The 16,727-nt window shown below is 45.8% G+C and carries 16 protein-coding genes; 6 read left to right on the forward strand and 10 right to left on the reverse strand.

All coding sequences use genetic code 11. From position 1 onward, the window contains the following. Positions 1-13: 13 nt before the first annotated feature. On the forward strand, positions 14-856 hold the full coding sequence (locus J4N45_RS13665) for a sterol desaturase family protein (protein ID WP_252011906.1): 843 nt from the start codon (positions 14-16) through the stop codon (positions 854-856). A 24-nt stretch (positions 857-880) separates the two neighbouring features. Here J4N45_RS13665 and J4N45_RS13670 read toward each other — a convergent pair whose 3' ends face one another. The 6 genes from J4N45_RS13670 to J4N45_RS13695 all read right to left on the reverse strand — a co-directional run bounded on the left by J4N45_RS13670 (position 881) and on the right by J4N45_RS13695 (position 6,869). Then, a complete protein-coding gene (locus tag J4N45_RS13670; RefSeq protein WP_252011909.1) occupies positions 881-3,601 on the reverse strand; it encodes a cation-translocating P-type ATPase in 2,721 nt (906 codons plus the stop codon). Between the two features lie 89 nt (positions 3,602-3,690). After that, a complete protein-coding gene (locus tag J4N45_RS13675; protein WP_353505871.1) occupies positions 3,691-4,530 on the reverse strand; it encodes a magnesium transporter in 840 nt (279 codons plus the stop codon). 5 nt (positions 4,531-4,535) lie between these two features. Beyond that, a complete protein-coding gene (locus J4N45_RS13680; protein WP_252011911.1) occupies positions 4,536-4,940 on the reverse strand; it encodes a hypothetical protein in 405 nt (134 codons plus the stop codon). Between the two features lie 160 nt (positions 4,941-5,100). After that, entirely contained in the window at positions 5,101-5,430 is a 330-nt protein-coding gene (locus J4N45_RS13685) for an SMR family transporter (protein WP_252011912.1), read from the reverse strand. Positions 5,431-5,439: 9 nt separating this feature from the next. Continuing rightward, on the reverse strand, positions 5,440-5,838 hold the full coding sequence (locus tag J4N45_RS13690; protein WP_252011913.1) for a DMT family transporter: 399 nt from the start codon (positions 5,836-5,838) through the stop codon (positions 5,440-5,442). A gap of 98 nt (positions 5,839-5,936) precedes the next feature. Continuing rightward, positions 5,937-6,869: a LysR family transcriptional regulator gene (locus tag J4N45_RS13695; protein ID WP_252011915.1), complete on the reverse strand. Its 933-nt coding sequence runs from the start codon at positions 6,867-6,869 to the stop codon at positions 5,937-5,939. A gap of 219 nt (positions 6,870-7,088) precedes the next feature. On the opposite strand from J4N45_RS13695, the gene J4N45_RS13700 reads away from it, so the two are divergent. The 4 genes from J4N45_RS13700 to J4N45_RS13715 all read left to right on the forward strand — a co-directional run bounded on the left by J4N45_RS13700 (position 7,089) and on the right by J4N45_RS13715 (position 10,012). Continuing rightward, positions 7,089-8,171: a baeRF10 domain-containing protein gene (locus J4N45_RS13700; RefSeq protein WP_252011917.1), complete on the forward strand. Its 1,083-nt coding sequence runs from the start codon at positions 7,089-7,091 to the stop codon at positions 8,169-8,171. A gap of 137 nt (positions 8,172-8,308) precedes the next feature. Next, positions 8,309-8,548: a hypothetical protein gene (locus tag J4N45_RS13705; RefSeq protein ID WP_252011920.1), complete on the forward strand. Its 240-nt coding sequence runs from the start codon at positions 8,309-8,311 to the stop codon at positions 8,546-8,548. Further along, positions 8,541-9,332 carry a polyphosphate kinase 2 gene (gene ppk2 / locus J4N45_RS13710; RefSeq protein WP_252011922.1) on the forward strand — a complete coding sequence of 264 codons (792 nt, stop codon included), beginning with the start codon at positions 8,541-8,543 and terminating at the stop codon, positions 9,330-9,332. Before J4N45_RS13705 ends, ppk2 begins: the two co-directional genes overlap by 8 nt. Positions 9,333-9,367: 35 nt before the next feature. Then, positions 9,368-10,012: a Crp/Fnr family transcriptional regulator gene (locus J4N45_RS13715; RefSeq protein WP_252011924.1), complete on the forward strand. Its 645-nt coding sequence runs from the start codon at positions 9,368-9,370 to the stop codon at positions 10,010-10,012. A 14-nt stretch (positions 10,013-10,026) separates the two neighbouring features. On the opposite strand, the gene J4N45_RS13720 is transcribed toward J4N45_RS13715, so the two are convergent. Beyond that, entirely contained in the window at positions 10,027-11,559 is a 1,533-nt protein-coding gene (locus tag J4N45_RS13720; protein ID WP_252011926.1) for a phospholipase D-like domain-containing protein, read from the reverse strand. Positions 11,560-11,889: 330 nt separating this feature from the next. Here J4N45_RS13720 and J4N45_RS13725 point away from each other — a divergent pair, with 330 nt between their 5' ends. Next, positions 11,890-12,441 (forward strand): metal-independent carbonic anhydrase family protein, encoded by a 552-nt coding sequence (locus J4N45_RS13725; protein WP_252011928.1) that lies wholly within the window; start codon positions 11,890-11,892, stop codon positions 12,439-12,441. Positions 12,442-12,520: 79 nt separating this feature from the next. Here J4N45_RS13725 and yfaE read toward each other — a convergent pair whose 3' ends face one another. The 3 genes from yfaE to nrdA all read right to left on the reverse strand — a co-directional run bounded on the left by yfaE (position 12,521) and on the right by nrdA (position 16,307). After that, positions 12,521-12,796, reverse strand: a complete 276-nt coding sequence (gene yfaE, locus J4N45_RS13730; RefSeq protein ID WP_128648584.1) for a class I ribonucleotide reductase maintenance protein YfaE — start codon at positions 12,794-12,796, stop codon at positions 12,521-12,523. Continuing rightward, entirely contained in the window at positions 12,796-13,929 is a 1,134-nt protein-coding gene (gene nrdB / locus J4N45_RS13735) for a class Ia ribonucleoside-diphosphate reductase subunit beta (protein ID WP_042472287.1), read from the reverse strand. Before nrdB ends, yfaE begins: the two co-directional genes overlap by 1 nt. 89 nt (positions 13,930-14,018) lie before the next feature. Next, entirely contained in the window at positions 14,019-16,307 is a 2,289-nt protein-coding gene (gene nrdA, locus J4N45_RS13740; RefSeq protein WP_252011930.1) for a class 1a ribonucleoside-diphosphate reductase subunit alpha, read from the reverse strand. Between the last annotated feature and the right edge of the window lie 420 nt (positions 16,308-16,727).

Here is a 16,727-nt window from a genome sequence, read left to right on the forward strand (position 1 = left end):
AACAAGGACAAGTATGGAAACCCTCGCGGATAAACCTGAATTACTACTGATTGCTTTAGCCCCTATTTTTCTGCTCATGATGGGGCTGGAATATTGGTTAGGGCAAAGAAACAACAGACTACCCGCTTCGGCACGATACTCTTTCAAGGAGTTAGCCTGTAACTTTTCTCTTGCGGGATTACATCAACTGTCTGATTTAATGGCAGGTTTATTCATAGCTAAGCTTTATCTACTCGTGTTTGGATGGAAGCTATTTAACATTGAAATGTCGCTTCCGATGTTCCTGCTCCTTATACTGCTGCAAGATTTCTTTTATTACTGGTTCCATCGCGCCAGTCATAGAGTGCGTTGGATGTGGGCGGCACACGTTGTTCACCATAGCTCGGAGAACATGAATTTCAGCACTGCATTTCGTCAAAGCCTGATGTATCCGCTGGCTGGCATGTGGTTATTTTGGATGCCCCTCGTCATTATTGGATTCGAACCCAAATGGGTGGTGTTTGTGGTTTTACTCAACCTGGGACTTCAGTTCTTTGTGCATACTCAGTGGATTCGAAAACTCGGGCCATTGGAATGGGTGTTTAACACGCCTTCTCACCACCGTGTGCATCATGGGGTCAACGCTCAGTATATCGATAAAAACTACGCTGGCGTGCTGATTATATGGGATAGGCTGTTTGGCACCTTTGAACCGGAGGTAGAAACAGTGCGGTATGGTATCAGTAAGCCGGTTAATAGTTTTAACCCTTTAACTGTAACCTTTGCAGAATGGAGAGATATGTTGAGAGCACTGAAAAAAGAGCACTCAATGGCGGGCAAAATGAGAGCGGTACTAAGACCGCCCTCTGATGATTAGTTTATGGCTAACAGTGGCTACGAGTTATAGCCACTTCGTCTTAGTCAGTTCTTTCACTGATGACAACACGAATGTTAGACCGCCCGATACGATCACAATCCATGATAGGTGATGCAAAGCCAGAGGCTCAGTGCTAAACACGTATTGACCCATTGAGGTGTAGACCACACAGAGTGACAGCGTAGCCGACAATGCAATCGCACCTAACAGGTATAGGTTGGTGAACGGATTCTTTCTAAACAGCGTGGTAAACGTTCGGCTATCGAACAGATGCCAAAGCTGTGCAAAGATCAGCATCAAGAACGCAATAGTCTGAGCATATTGCGTACTAAAACCACTGTTCAGTGCCCACGCAAACGAGACATAGCTGAGCGCACCCAGCGCCAAACCACGGGTAAGAATTCTCACACCTAGACCATCAGAAAAGAATGGCTCGTTTCGTTTGCGAGGCTTTCTATCCATCAAGTCATGCTCTTGAGGCTCCATACCCAGCGCTAAAGCAGGTAGGCCATCGGATACCAAGTTCACCCATAGAATCATCAATGGCGTCAGTGGCAAAACGGTTTCAGGTCCCATCGCAAGGAAAGCGAACAGAATGACCGATACCTCTGCGACGTTAGCTGTCAATGCTTGTCGCATGAACTTTCGCAGGTTATCGAAAATCTGACGACCTTGGCGTACTGCCTTAACAATGGTGCTGAAGTTATCATCAAGCAAAATCATATCACCTGAATCTTTAGCAACGGATGTCCCCGTGATACCCATGGCAACACCGATATCTGCTCGTTTGAGGGCAGGGGCGTCGTTCACGCCGTCACCTGTCATAGACGCCACTTCAAGATTCTCTTGCTGCGCTTTGACGATTCTTAGTTTGTGCTCAGGCGTCACGCGAGCAAACACAGCGACAGAAGGACAAATCGCTCGAAGCTGATTATCGTCCATATGGTCAAGCTCGGTGCCCGTAAGAACTTTGTGTTCTGGTCTACGTATGATGCCAATTTCTTTCGCGATAGCCTTAGCTGTGGCTGCGTGATCACCAGTGATCATCACAGTACGAACACCTGCGCGGTAGCACTGCTCGATGGCTTCTTTCACTTCTGGCCTTGGTGGATCGATAATGCCAAACAGTGCGGTAAGGCAAAAATCTTGCTCTAAATCGCTTGCCTCGAGATCAAGCTGATTTGTTGAAAGCGGCTTAAAGCCAACCGCGATAGTGCGAAGAGCTTGATTGGCAAAACGATCAATTGCGGTTTCGAAGGCTTGTTTTGCGTTGTCGAATTGAGTCGCACTCATACCCGCGAAGTTAGTTCCAGTCTGGAAGCTAGATGCCTTGGTTAGTAGCACATCTGGCGCGCCTTTGACTGCAAGAAAGTAATCGCCATTTGGAGACTTCACCACGGCTGAAGCCATCTTGCGAGTGGAATCAAACGGGAACTTCTTGATGATTTGGTAGCCACCATCACATAGCAGAGCATCTTTGACAAAACCAGCCTTCGCTGCCGCCACCACCATTGCGCCTTCAGTAGGGCTGCCTTGTACGACTAACTTACCGTCTTGTTCTATGACTTTTGAGTCGCTACATAGTGCAGAAATCAGCAGTCCTTGATTCAGGCTTGACGCGTGTGCAAGACGATTGTCGTGACCGTCTGCGACAAACTCGCCCTTTGGCTCAAAGCCTTTACCTGTTACGTCCCAAAAGTGATTCGTGGTGTCGTAGGCTTTAACCACTTGCATCTGGTTTTGAGTAAGCGTACCGGTTTTGTCCGAACAGATAACCGTCACTGATCCTAGCGACTCGATAGCAGAAAGCTGCTTCGCAAGAGCGTTGTTTTTCGCCATGCGCGTCGAGCCCATCGTGAGTACAATAGTCACAACAGTCGGCAATCCCTCTGGTATGGCGGCAACAGACAATGAAATACCTGTCGTCAAAATGTCGAGAACAGGCATACCATGATAGAAACCGACACCACAGACTAGGGCCACGATGCCAAGTCCAACAAACAGCAATAGATGCGCAAGGTTGTCCATGCGAACTTGCATTGGCGACTTAGTCAGAGGTGTCTGGTTCATCATCTCAGCGATGTGACCCACCTCAGTTTGCATGCCTGTGGCAGTCACGACACCAAGTCCATTACCTGTGGTCACCATTGTGGTCATAAACGCCATGTTCTTTTGGTCACCGAGCGTTACGTCTTGGTCGCCAATCGTATCCACAGATTTGGTCACTGGCTCAGATTCACCGGTTAATGCTGCTTCGTCGATAGCAAGCTGATGCGCCTCCAAAATACGAACGTCCGCAGGCAGAATATCACCGGTGTTGAGCTTGATAATATCGCCAGGTACCAACTCCTTTGCCGGAATCATTTGCCAGTTCGAGTCACGAATAACCTCGGCTTGAGGTGCAGCCATTTCCTTTAACGCTTGCATCCCTTTATGAGCTTTACGCTCTTGCCAGAAAGAGATGCCAGTATTGATCATAATGATCACCGCAATCGCAATCGCGTCAACCATATGACCTGTCATTGCTGACACAATCGAACCAATGGCCAGAATGAATACGAGCGGGTTTTTGTACTGCTCTAGATAGAGTTGCCACATTGGCTTTGCAGCTGCTTCTGTGAGGGCATTCTCGCCATAGTGTTCAAGGCGAGATGCCGCTTCAGCCGAGCATAACCCTGAGCTCTTAGTGGTCTGAAGGTTGTTGATTGCACCAGCTGTACTGATGTTGAACCATGGTGTTTTCACATTGATATCTCCAATGTTTAGCCAGTCCGTTGAAATGAATTACATCCATTTGGGGAAGTGAATATAAAAAATAAAATAACTGAGTTTTCTCATCGAATGCCGAGATATTGGCTGACGATGGTGAAGTAAATCCAGATGCCAGAGATGTCGACGATAGAGGCAAGTACCGGGCTCACAAGTACGGCAGGATCGAGCTTAAAGACCCTAGCCACGATTGGCAGGACACCACCCAAGACGGTCGAAATAACCACCTGAATAAATAGCGCTACCGAAATAGCAAAAGCGATGTCTGTGAGTGCGAATCCGGAGTGGCTTGTTGCGCCACTAAATATAAGAACGCGCGCCGCAATAATGATTGCCAACACAATGGCGATGAGTGTGCCAACTCGTAGCTCCTTCCAAGCAACCTGAAGCCATTGCTGTTTTTTTAGTTCACCAGTGGCAAGTGCCCTGATCACCAGCGTTGCCGCTTGGCTGCCCGTGTTACCACCAGCAGCTGCAATGACCGGCATATACACAGCAAGCAAAACTAAGGTGCTTAAGGTATCTTCATATTTCGCAATGATCAGGCCGGAAACAATACCAAGCAGTGCCAACGTAATAATCCAGCCTATTCGCTGGAATACATGCTCTCCGACACTCGTGGTCAGGTAGTCACGGTTGGTCTCTGCTTCTGAGTGGATAATGCCGAGCTGCATCGCGATGTAGCGAACTTTTTTGTCATGTCCGAGCATTTCTAGCTCTTCAAGAAGATGCTGAACTTGCCCATGAGGGCAGTGCTGCAAAACAAAAACACAATGCTCGACATCATTGAGCATCAGAAATTGCAGTTGTCTGTCATCACTACTGTGAACAAACTCGTCAATGTATTGGTCCTGGTAGTCCCTTGAATAGGTGTAGTCTTCAAGCTCCTGAACGTTGAGATTCATAGTGATTAGCCTTTTAGCGATGCGCTTAGATTGAAATCGACTAAGATCGGTAGTGAGATTTCATTTTCTATTAGCCAGTTGCCAATTTTTTCTTTTATTTTTGGAGTAATCTGATAGGCAGAGATTTTCTGTAGGCATCTAGATAGAATCGTATTTTGCTTTTGAATAATGCTCTTGCGTACAAGTGAATCAAGTACTTCACGCTCTATTGTATAAAATCCAAGTCCATTGTTATCAGGAAGTTGAACTTGGAAGGACAAATCGCTCAGCCATATGCCAATGTCTCGATTAAATAGGTATGCGCCTTGACCAAACTGAGTGCTGACACTGTACAGTGCAACGACTGCAGATATTTCTTCATCACTTAGTTGTGATAACAGTGTTCTTGGAGGATTCTTATAAAAGTTCATAATATTCAACTGTGATAGCGATTATTAATTGTGAAAATATTGGGGAAAAGGTGGCGGAGAAAAGATGGCTCATCATGTTATTATTATTCAGGCATGGATGAGCCCCCCAAATATCCTTTCTCCGCGCTAACTTATATATTCAGTGTTTTTAAAAGCGAGATTAAGCTGTTTTCAATACAATGATTGCCGCAATAACTGTAAAGATGCCCGCCCAACCAATTTTCTTAAGCTTTTGGTTAAATAGTAGGTAGCCGCCTAATGCCGTACCGAGAATACCGATTGCCCCCCAGCTTGCGTAAGCGATCGCAAGGTCAATACCTTTTACCGCCTGTGCCAAAAGCGTGAACGCAAGTAGTACCAAAGCGATAGCTGAGAAGCCCCATTTGCGCTTCTTGAAACCTTCAGACTTTGATAGCGCCATGTTAGCGGCAACGTCTAACAGTGCTGCAAGCACTACGTATCCAAAATAGATGTTTAGAATAGAGTTCATGTTTGCTTCCTACCTTAACTTAGCGGTTCGAATCTTTGGTTTAGTAACGCTCTTTACTTTTACTGGCTCAGGCTGTTCTGTGTGGTGTTCCTCACCAAGTGTCACCATAACAACACCAGCGACAACGAGTACTAATCCGAAAATTTCTTGCATATTGAGTGTCGCGCCAAAATAGAAGATGGACACTAAAGTAATCAGAGCAATACCCAAACCTTCCCAGCAAGCATAGGCGATACCGATTGGGATCTTTTTAGCTGCAAGAGCAAGAAAGTAGTAAGAAACTGAAATTAGAACGTACATTAATACGTAGTTAAGAATGTTTCCTCCTTGACCAGCAACATTCATTGAGCTCGTACCTGCTACCTCAAAGAATATAGCCATCATTAAGAAGAATCTTGCGATAATCATTATTACCTCTATTGAAAATTAGTTTAACGCGAGTCTGCCGCGCTTCGATATTCAATATACATGAATAATTTATTTCGACATTGCATATCAGCTATTCATTATTGAAACGGGAATTGCTTGTTTCTAAACGCTCCCTGAATCACACTATGGACATGTTGAGTTAACGGGTTATTTCTTTTTATTTGGCTAAACCCGCCATATATATCGTAGTGAGGAAGGTTAACGTTAATCTTACTAATAGAGTAAGTTTCAATGCCTTGGTAATGCATTGCCGATGAAGGACTACCAAACATAATAGCGTCACTATTTTTTAAATAACTGGCGGCTGAGCGTAAATTAAGTGTTTGCAAAACAATATTGGGTTCCAGTTCGGTATTACGAAACAGACCTTCAATATTGAATGTTGATTTGTGTCCATCGGGAGCAGGAATGGAGACGATTGGCAAACCCTGTATATCACTTAAATCAAAAGGAGCAGAGAGGATAGGGTGATGCTCACGAGCAATGATCACCGCAGACTCCTCGTAAAGCTTCTCTTGGTATATCGCTTGAGGTAGCACGATGTCTTGGTCGGTAATGCAATAGTGGTAGTCACCTGATTTAAGCCCCTCAGCGGCATTAGGGTGCCAAATGTCAAAAGAAAGCTTGGCGTTAGGAAAAGCGTCAGCACAGGCTTTGGTCAGTGCATCAGCTTGTTCCTCAAGGATGTAAGGGTCAATGACCAAAGAGACGTCACCAGAGTAGAGAGTGGCATCAAAATCAGATAACTCGTCGAGCGCATTTTGAAGCGGGGCTAACATTTGGTCAGTCACACTCGCCAAACGCCTAGCAAGAGGTGATGCCTCCATGCCATGGGCGCTACGGGTAAAGAGATTTTGTCCGAAGGCTTGATTTATTTTGGCGACATTACGGCTGACGCTGGCTTGAGAGATACCTAGATGAAGAGCCGTTGCTTTAGTGCTTTTGTACTTTACAAGGCTTCTAACAACAGGAAGTAGGCTTAGGTCGAAGTTATCAAGATTTGGGGTCATGACGAGTGCTCTTTGTTAAGGGTAAAGACAGGGTGCGTGACCGAAGGTGGTCATGAGTCCTTACGCTGGCATCTCGTCCTTATTCAGCGATTTAACTATCGCTCGATAATGCTCGTGTCTGTCAGATGTGCCAAGAGCTTAATTCAACAGTTCGCAAATCCTGTGCACTAAGAGTGCGTGCAGGAACAGTTAAACGTATTCAATCAATGAGAAAACATTATGAACAATACAATTCAAGACCTGTTTGTGTCACTTCGTAGCTACATCGATGACCACCAAGAAACTAAGTCAAACATGATGACGGTGTACGCTAACTTGGACCCAAGCGATTACACCAACCAGCGTGAGCGTCCAGCTTGGATGATTGAATTAAAGAACCAGTTCGACATGCTAACGCCAGAGCAAAAGGCAGATGCAGAGAGCAAGGTCGGCACTGCGCTCACTTGGGAATACATTGAAGAAAAAACACTGGAAGCATTTGCTCAGCATGAGCCTCGTGGCAAGGCGGCAATGATTCTTACTGACTTTGTAGATGGCATGATCGTTGACTTACCGCTTCCTGTGGAAAACAAGGTGCACTTCGGGCTACCTCAGGTTTCTGAACTACTTTCTCAACTGCACCGGTACGGCAAGTACCTAGTGGTACTGTTTTCTGAAAAAGAACACCGCGTTATCTCTGTAAACCTAAACACAAACGGCAGCGAGCAACTTATTGATAGTGGTGTAGAAAGCGGTGTTTTCTTGCGACCAGGTGGCAAGAAGTCACGCACGCAAGCTTCAGAAAGGCGCGACCTTGATACAGAAAGACGTATCTATGGCAGTGCGGCAGAAGAGATCAATGCCCACTTTATGGAAGACACGGATTTTGATCGCATCATTTTAGGTGGAAACCTAAAGATTGCTAAGCAGGTGGCTAATGAACTGCACCATACGGTAGCTGAGCGTCTGGTATCCATTGAGCCGATCCCATTCAAGGTATCTGAGCGCGATCTAAAGCGCATGGTTCGAGTTATCGCAGATGAGTATGAGCAGGTGCAAGATACGTCTCTGGTACAAGAACTACTGATTCGTAAAAACACTTGTGACCGCAGCGCATTTGGTCTGGATGCAGTCATGACCGCGCTGGAAAACGGTCAGGTACGACGCATCTACTTGCCACACCCAGTGAACGCTCAGAAGTTCAACATGGTTCTGGTAGAAGCGATGACGAACAATGTCGATGTAGAAATTCTACACGGCGAAGCAGCAGAGCGACTCAATGCGTTAGGTGGTGTTTCAGCAACCTTGTATTACGCGTTCTAACGAATTAACGATTTAACGATTTAATGGTTTGCCCCGCCCAGAGCGGACTCCAAGGATGGTCTCTTGGCTCGGGTGGGGCTCTTTTCTTATCTAATATCTCTATCAATTATTAACTCTATTAATAGAAAGGTGACAGCATGCTTATTGTTGTGTTTATAGCAATCGCAGTAATGGTTTTCTTGAGTGTGTTTTTAGGAGTCAAAGCAGAAAAGGGAATTGTCAAAAAAGTGTGTGACAAGGGCAACGAGCTAAAAGAAGTCTGTATTAGCGTCTGTTGCGGCAGCTTAGGCAACTACGGCCCTGTACTTCCAAAGAATGTGCAAGAGTTTATCAAGGCTCGCAACCTAAAAGAGGATCAGAAGCTGAACAATGAATAGTGCACTTGATAATAAGACAATGAAGAAAAAGAAGTACAAGAAGCAGCTAAAAAAGCTTCAAGAAGAGTTAGTTCAGCTTCAAGGGCACATTATTAAAAACGGCCTCAAAGTCGTGATCGTTTTTGAGGGTAGAGACTCTGCTGGTAAAGGTGGCAGCATCAAGCGGATTGTCGATAAGCTCGACCCTAACCACGTTCGGGTCGTCGCAAAAGGTAAACCAACGGATGCGGAAGAAAAACAGTGGTACTTTCAGCGCTGGGTAAAAGAGATGCCTAGTGAGGGTGAGATGGTTATCTTCGATCGCAGTTGGTATACCCGAGCTGGCGTAGAGTCTGTCATGAATTTCGCAAGTGAAGAGCAAGTCGCGAGCTTTCTAAAAGATTGCCCATCGTTCGAGAAAAGTTTGGTTAGGCAGGGTGTGATTGTGCTGAAGTATTGGCTTTCTATCACACATCAGACTCAAGAGAATCGCTTTCATGAACGACTAAACAAAGTGACTAAGCGTTGGAAGCTATCACCTATGGATCTTAAGTCTCGTCACAAGTGGTTGTATTACACTCGCGCTAAAGAACGCATGTTTCGCAAAACCCATACGAAACATTGTCCATGGTACATCGTGGACAACAACTGTAAGCGAACCGGCAGACTTAACCTAATTCGTCATATACTCGATCAGTTTGATTTTGAGCGAACTGCGCTTATCGGTGAATCTTTGCCAGAAGTGGCAGTTAATCATTGTAAGCCGAATCCAGAGTTTGAGTCGTTAAGAGTATGCAGTCTATAATCAACAGCAGTGTGATTAACCGAACTCGGCGGCGTATGACGACAGCATTGGAAATAGCGAAAGTATTTAATGTTCCCATAGACTTAGCTGACCTTTTTCTTGAGGTGGGCACGGTTCAAACCGTTCAAGTTGGCGACTTTCTTGGAGTAAGAGGGCAAGAGCCGACGCATTTTGCCTTAGTGATGGATGGGGTGTTTGGGGTAGAGCGTGTTGATCATGATGGCGTTAATAGGCTTGTCGGGTTACTCGGGAGTGGTTCGAGTATTTTCGAGAATCCAATTATCATGGCCAATAAAGTCAATACTGTCATTCAATCTTGGTCTAAGGCGCGGGTTGTGCTTGTTCCAGCAGCAATCATTAAGTCCTTGCTAGACGAAAATTTAGAGCTGAATAAATTATTGGTGCGAACACAGGCCAAGAAGACCATGTATTTTGCACAGTTACTCTACTGGAGTCATGAGAAAGATATGGATCGCAAAGTACATTTAGCGCTCACGTTACTTGGTGATACAGTGAACAGTTCTACACTTACCCTTTCAAATGAGCAGCTATCTACGATTTTAGGTATGTCTCGCAACTCGGTGAGTCGATCATTAAAAGCGCTTACCGAAGCGGGTTCAATAGAAGTTGAGAAAGGTGCGATTACTGTGCTGGAAGAATTGCGAGATCCTGTCGAATAACGGGTCTCGCTTTTTTATAACTGCGATTCGACTGGCAAAAAACGCATCAAGTAGTTTGATGTGCGTTTCCACCAACTTGCCCCTGGCTCTTTGTCGAAGCGTTCCTCGCCTTTCATCCACATTAATCCGCCGTGAGCGTCTACAGTCACGTGAAATGCGTTTACCGTGGCCACATCCTCAAGCGCTTGGTTTAGGTCAACTGCCAGCTCTGGAGAGTGTATTGAGACACCAATTTCTGTGTTCTCATAGAAGGAGCGCGGATCAAAGTTGGGGCTGCCAATAAACACCGTTCTTTCGTCAAAGATGAATAGCTTAGCGTGTAGGCTTGAACGAGATGCGAACCATGCGTTTAAACTGTCTTTGTCGAGCTTCTGTTTTTCCCGCCCATCGATTTCATACAGAGTCACACCCATATCCAGCAGCTGTTTTCGATACCTTGAATAACCTGAATGAACGATAGCAACATCGGTCGACTTCAAAGAGTTAGTAATAACGGTAACTTGAATACCTCTGCGTCGCAGGCCAGCGAAAAAATCCATCCCTTTTTGGCCGGGAACAAAGTAGGGCGAGACTATGGTCAATTGATGTTCGAGCTTATCGACCATGTGACTGATCTGTGAAGACCACATAAGATCGTAGCGATCTCGTGCAACGGTGACTTTACTGGGCGAGTCGTACTTTACCTCAGAGAATGCCCACGAGAACTGTAACTCTTCGCTATTGAGCTTGGCGCGAGCGAGTTTCTGGCTAACAGCTTCTATGTAGCTTCTTGTTTCCGGTATTGTAGAGGTGCTCTTTAGGGCGCGGGTTTTCGCGACGATGTCTTTGTCTAAGGGGACTTTTCTAATTAGGCTACTCGCAGGTTTGGCTCTTTCGTGATTCCAGAACTCGTCAAAGGATGTCGAAATTTGGTTGGTTGCCGGATTGGTTAACAGCACATCAATATCTTCAAATACGATGTCAGGATTCGCACCAAAATATTCATCTCCAATGTTCCGTCCACCAACGATGGCTACTTGATTATCGATGATGAGTGCTTTGTTGTGCATGCGCCGTGTAGTGTGGCCAAGTCCAAAAGTGAGCTGGCCAATGAGGGTGCGGTTTCTTCGAAAGGCGTTGAAAAGACGCACTTCGATGTTTGGGTGCTGGTCGAGGGTGATGAGGACGTCATCGATACCAAAGCTGCCAAAATCGTCGAGTAAAATCCGAACTCGCACACCGCGCTCTGCCGCTTTTTTGGCTTCGTCTAGCAGCAGTGCTCCGCTGAAATCATTTTTGTAGATGTAATATTGGATATCGACAGAATGCTCAGCTCTGCTAATCAGTGCCGCTCTCGTGACCAGCGCATCGACAGGATCATTTAGTAGACGAAATCCACTCTGTTCACTGGGCTGAGACCGTCTAGCCATTTTTATCACAGAGGCGATATCACTTTCAGCTTGCTTGTTGACACGAATACTACCTGACGTGTGGTGATAGTGCTGGGGCTTGGTGACACAGCCGAGTGCGGAGGCAATCACAGTAGCGAGAAAGAGATATTTCATCATAGAGACACCACTTTTGCTCATTAGAGCGTTTGGTTGACGTTTCACACTTGCCTGTGCTGTTGACTCTCCATAGCGAGCGGTTTTGAACCGTAAAATAGTAAGCGGTCAAACCCGCAACGCAATGCACTGAGAGTGCTCAGAGCTAATTATTAACACCTTATGGCAAGGCGAGACTTCGCATATCTGATATGCAGCTTTGAGGGCAGGATTCGATATCTTTAAACCGCCAAGCTGATAGATTTTTAGTTAACCAAGTTCGAAAGGCCTACGCCGTTATGCCGTTAACGCGCAAGCGATGGTTCGGCGGGTAAGTTTAAAAAAGGAAAGATTATGAAAGTTAACTCTCTATTAGCGTCGATGTTCGTGTTACCAATTTCTACTGCGGTATATGCAAGTGGGGCAGGAGAAGTCATCAGTAAGGTGGAAGTGGTTTCTGCACAAGAAGATTGGTGTAATGCGGTTGTACATATCAGCCAAACCTATGAAGAGAAGGGACACCAAGCAGCGGAATCGCTTGCTCGCGAGGTCATCGACAGTGCTTACGGTTATGAAATGGGGTCAGTGCTGTTTAAGCCAACTCTTACCGTCAGCCCACAAACGTTTAGACTCGATAGCGAAGGTGCCTTGTCTTACTTTGTAGGAGGTAACGACAGCTATCCTGAAGACTCTGGTTTTGCTCTGAAAAACTGGACGGAATGTCGCATTGATAACGCAGGTATTTTAGTTGCTGGCAACAGCGTGAATACCATGGGTAAGGTTCACTTTACTAACGCAGCTGGCGAAGTGACATCCGTTGATAAGACGTGGACATTTGTGAAAGATGATAAGGGACAGTTGAGAATTACGCTTCATCACTCGTCTCTAGAGCATGTAGCGAATTAATTTTGCTGGAATCAGATACAAAAAACGGCTCATAAGAGCCGTTTTTTACTTGAGGAGATAGCACTCTTTTCATAAAGCGCTATGCTCGCTTCTTCAACTGATGCGCAATATTATCGAGCTCAATATCGGTTTTCGCTCGACAAATACACGGCAAAATTTCATTTGCTTGTGTATAGGCCATCGCAAACCCTACGTACTCCACTTCGCCTGAAACCAGCGTGCAGCGACAGGCACCGCAGTGACCATCTCGGCAGTTATATTCTGGCTCTAACCCAGCTTGCTCCATCGTCTCAAGGACGGTGTTAGAAGGGTTAGACTCGATCGTGGTGATAGAGTTTATCTTGATGGTTGGCATTAAAGTTCGAAGCCCTCAAAGTCGTCTGCGCTTACTTCGTTGTCGATCTGACCTACAAGGTAAGAACTGATTTCCGCTTCCTGTGGTGCAACCTGTACGTTATCTGAAGACAACCAAGCGTTGATCCAAGGAATTGGGTTCGATGTTGCTTCTGGGTAAGCCGCATCAAGACCAACCGCCTGCATACGAACGTTGGTAATGTACTCAACGTATTGACAGAGGATGTCTTTGTTTAGACCAATCATAGAGCCGTCTTTGAATAGGTATTCTGCCCACTCTTTTTCTTGCTCTGCCGCTTCTTTGAATAGGTCGAAACAGTCTTGCTTACATTCTTCAGCGATTTGCATGAATGAGAAGTCGTCTTGGCCGTTACGAAGCAGGTTAATCATGTGCTGAGTACCGGTTAGGTGTAGCGCTTCATCACGAGCAATCAGCTTGATGATCTTCGCGTTACCTTCCATTAGCTCACGCTCTGCGAATGCGAATGAACAAGCGAAACTCACGTAGAAACGAATCGCTTCTAGTGCGTTTACTGACATCAGACATAGGTACAGCTTCTTCTTCAGGTCGTACAAGTTAACTTTAACTTCTTCGCCTTTGATGTTGTGCGTACCTTCGCCGAAGCGGTGGTAGTCGTTTGTCGCTTGAATCAGGTCATCGTAGTAGTGTGCGATGTCTTTTGCGCGCTTAAGGATGTGCTCGTTTTCAACGATATCGTCAAAAACCACACCCGGATCGTTCACGATGTTCCGGATGATGTGCGTGTATGAACGAGAGTGGATAGTCTCAGAGAATGACCATGTCTCGATCCACGTTTCTAGCTCAGGCAGAGATACAAGCGGTAGCAGAGCGACGTTCGGGCTACGACCTTGAATCGAGTCTAGAAGCGTTTGGTACTTCAGGTTACTGATGAAGATGTGCTTTTCATGCTCTGGAAGCTTGTTGTAGTCGATGCGGTCGCTTGACACGTCCACTTCTTCTGGACGCCAGAAGAACGAAAGCTGCTTTTCGATCAGCTTTTCAAAAATCTCAAATTTTTGTTGGTCGTAACGCGCAACGTTGACTGGTTGACCCAGGAACATTGGTTCTTTAAGCGCGTTATTCTTAGTTTGGGTAAAAGTACTGTAAGCCATGATGCTGCAATCCTTTTTAAGCCCTTCCTTCACAAGGAAGGGCAGAGAAATCTAATCTTAAATGCTGTAGAGGTTGTGTGCTGAGCACATTAGATCTTACAGCCACCGCCTGCACAATCGTCGTCTTGCTCAACAACTGCCGCTTTGTCGTTCTGGTCGTCTTTCGCGCCGTCACGAGTATTATGGTAGTAAAGTGTTTTCACACCAAACTTATACGCAGTTAGCAGGTCTTGAAGTAGTTTCTTCATTGGCACTTTGCCACTATCGTAGACGCTAGGGTCGTAGTTAGTATTCGCAGAGATAGCTTGGTCTACAAACTTCTGCATGATACCAACAAGGTGCAAGTAGCCATCGTTACTACCGATGTTCCACAGTAGCTCGTAGTTCTCTTTTAGGTTGGCAAAGTCTGGCACAACCTGCTTCAGGATACCGTCTTTCGACGCTTTCACTGATACGTAACCACGTGGTGGCTCAATGCCGTTAGTTGCGTTAGAGATCTGTGAAGAAGTCTCAGAAGGCATTAGCGCAGTCAGTGTCGAGTTACGTAGACCGAATTCCATGATTTCTGCACGTAGCTCATCCCAATCGTAGTGAAGTGCTTCATCACAAACTAGGTCAATATCTTTCTTGTACGTGTCGATTGGCATCAAGCCTTTCGCGTAGTTTGTCTCGTGGAACGATGGGCAGCGACCTTGCTCTTTTGCAAGCTCTACAGATGCTTTCAGTAGGTAGTACTGAATCGCTTCGAACGTGCGGTGAGTCAGGTTGTTTGCAGAACCATCTGAATACTTAACACCGTTTTTCGCTAGGTAGTAAGCGTAGTTAATCACGCCAACACCCAGAGTACGGCGGTTCATAGTAGAACGGTATGCCGCTGGTAGTGGGTAGTCTTGGTAATCAAGCAGTGCATCAAGTGCACGAACCACTAGGTCAGACAGATCTTTAAGGTCATCAAGTTCGTTAATTGCACCCAGGTTGAATGCAGACAGCGTACATAGCGCAATCTCACCAGACTCGTCTTCAACATTCGCTAGTGGCTTAGTTGGGAGCGCGATTTCTAGACATAAGTTAGATTGACGAACCGGTGCAACTTTCGAGTCAAACGGGCTGTGAGTGTTACAGTGGTCGACGTTCTGGATGTAGATACGACCGGTAGACGCACGCTCTTGCATCAGTAGTGAGAATAGCTCAACTGCTTTTACTGTCTCTTTCTTGATTGACGGATCATTCTCGTACTTAACGTATAGACGCTCGAACTCGTCTTGGTCTTCGAAGAATGCATCGTAAAGACCAGGAACATCTGATGGTGAGAACAGCGTAATGTTGCCGCCTTGAACAAGACGTGCGTACATCAGTTTGTTTAGCTGAACACCATAGTCCATGTGACGTACACGGTTCTCTTCAACACCACGGTTGTTCTTAAGAACCATCAGTGACTGAACTTCGCCGTGCCACATTGGGTAGAACACAGTCGCCGCACCGCCACGTACACCACCTTGAGAGCAGCATTTAACCGCTGTTTGGAAGTATTTGTAGAATGGGATACAACCAGTGTGGAACGCTTCGCCACCACGGATCTCAGAACCCAAGGCACGAATACGACCAGCATTGATACCGATACCTGCACGTTGTGAAACGTAGCGTACGATTGAGCTTGCTGTCGCGTTAATAGAATCTAGGCTGTCACCACACTCAATCAGAACACAAGAGCTGAACTGACGAGTAGGCGTACGTACACCAGACATGATTGGCGTAGGTAGTGAAATCTTGAATGTCGATGTCGCATCGTAGAAACGCTTAATGTAGTCAAGACGCGTCTCTTTTGGATACTTGCCAAATAGACAAGCCGCAACAAGGATGTATAGGAACTGCGCACTTTCGTAGATTTGACCGCTTACACGGTTTTGTACGAAGTACTTACCTTCCAGCTGTTTAACCGCAGCGTAAGAGAAGTCGTGATCGCGAGTGTGGTCGATGTAGTCGTCCAGCTCGTCTAGCTCAGCTTTTGTGTAGTCTTCAAGCAGGTGCGCGTCATACTTACCCATTTCAACCATTTTAGAGACGTGGTCGAACAGCGCTGGTGGCTCATACTGACCGTACGCTTTTTTGCGTAGGTGGAAGATAGCCAAGCGAGCAGCTAGGTATTGGTAGTCTGGTGCGTCTTCAGAGATAAGGTCTGCTGCAGACTTGATGATAGTTTCATGGATGTCTGACGTTGTAATGCCATCATAAAACTGGATGTGAGCCTTAAGTTCCACCTGCGACACAGAAACGTTGTCTAGGCCTTCAGCAGCCCATGCGATAACGCGGTGGATTTTTTCGAGATCGATACTTTCTTTGCGGCCATTACGTTTAGTAACGGAAAGTTGCTGGTTCATTCTGAGGTGTTCCCTAACAAAACAATATGAAACCTCGCTTTTATGAAATTTTGTTGAGTCTTAGCGAAGGCTTCGTGATCAATGTCACCCTATAAAAATTGGCTTCCAACACAAGATATAGGGGTCATTTGGTTTACGGGTTACAAGATAGTGCTATAGAGCGAGATTTTCAAGTTCGGCGATTTGAGGAAACTGTGGATAACTAGGGGAAAGAAAAAAATCAGTTAGTGGATACTTACCATTGAAGTTAGACCCGACTTAGTTGTGAAAATTACGTGCTAGCAGATCGGTTTTCTTTTAAACAAAGCGAAAAAAAATTCCTTGATCTTTGGCAAGTTTTGGCAGTTATTGATGAGGTGATTAAAAGTGCGATATCAGCACACAAAACCGACGAAAGTGTCTTGTTTTTGTAAACAAATT

Origin of the sequence: Vibrio sp. SCSIO 43140 (genome assembly GCF_023716585.1) — a bacterium.
In the GTDB taxonomy this organism is placed as follows: domain Bacteria; phylum Pseudomonadota; class Gammaproteobacteria; order Enterobacterales; family Vibrionaceae; genus Vibrio; species Vibrio maritimus_B.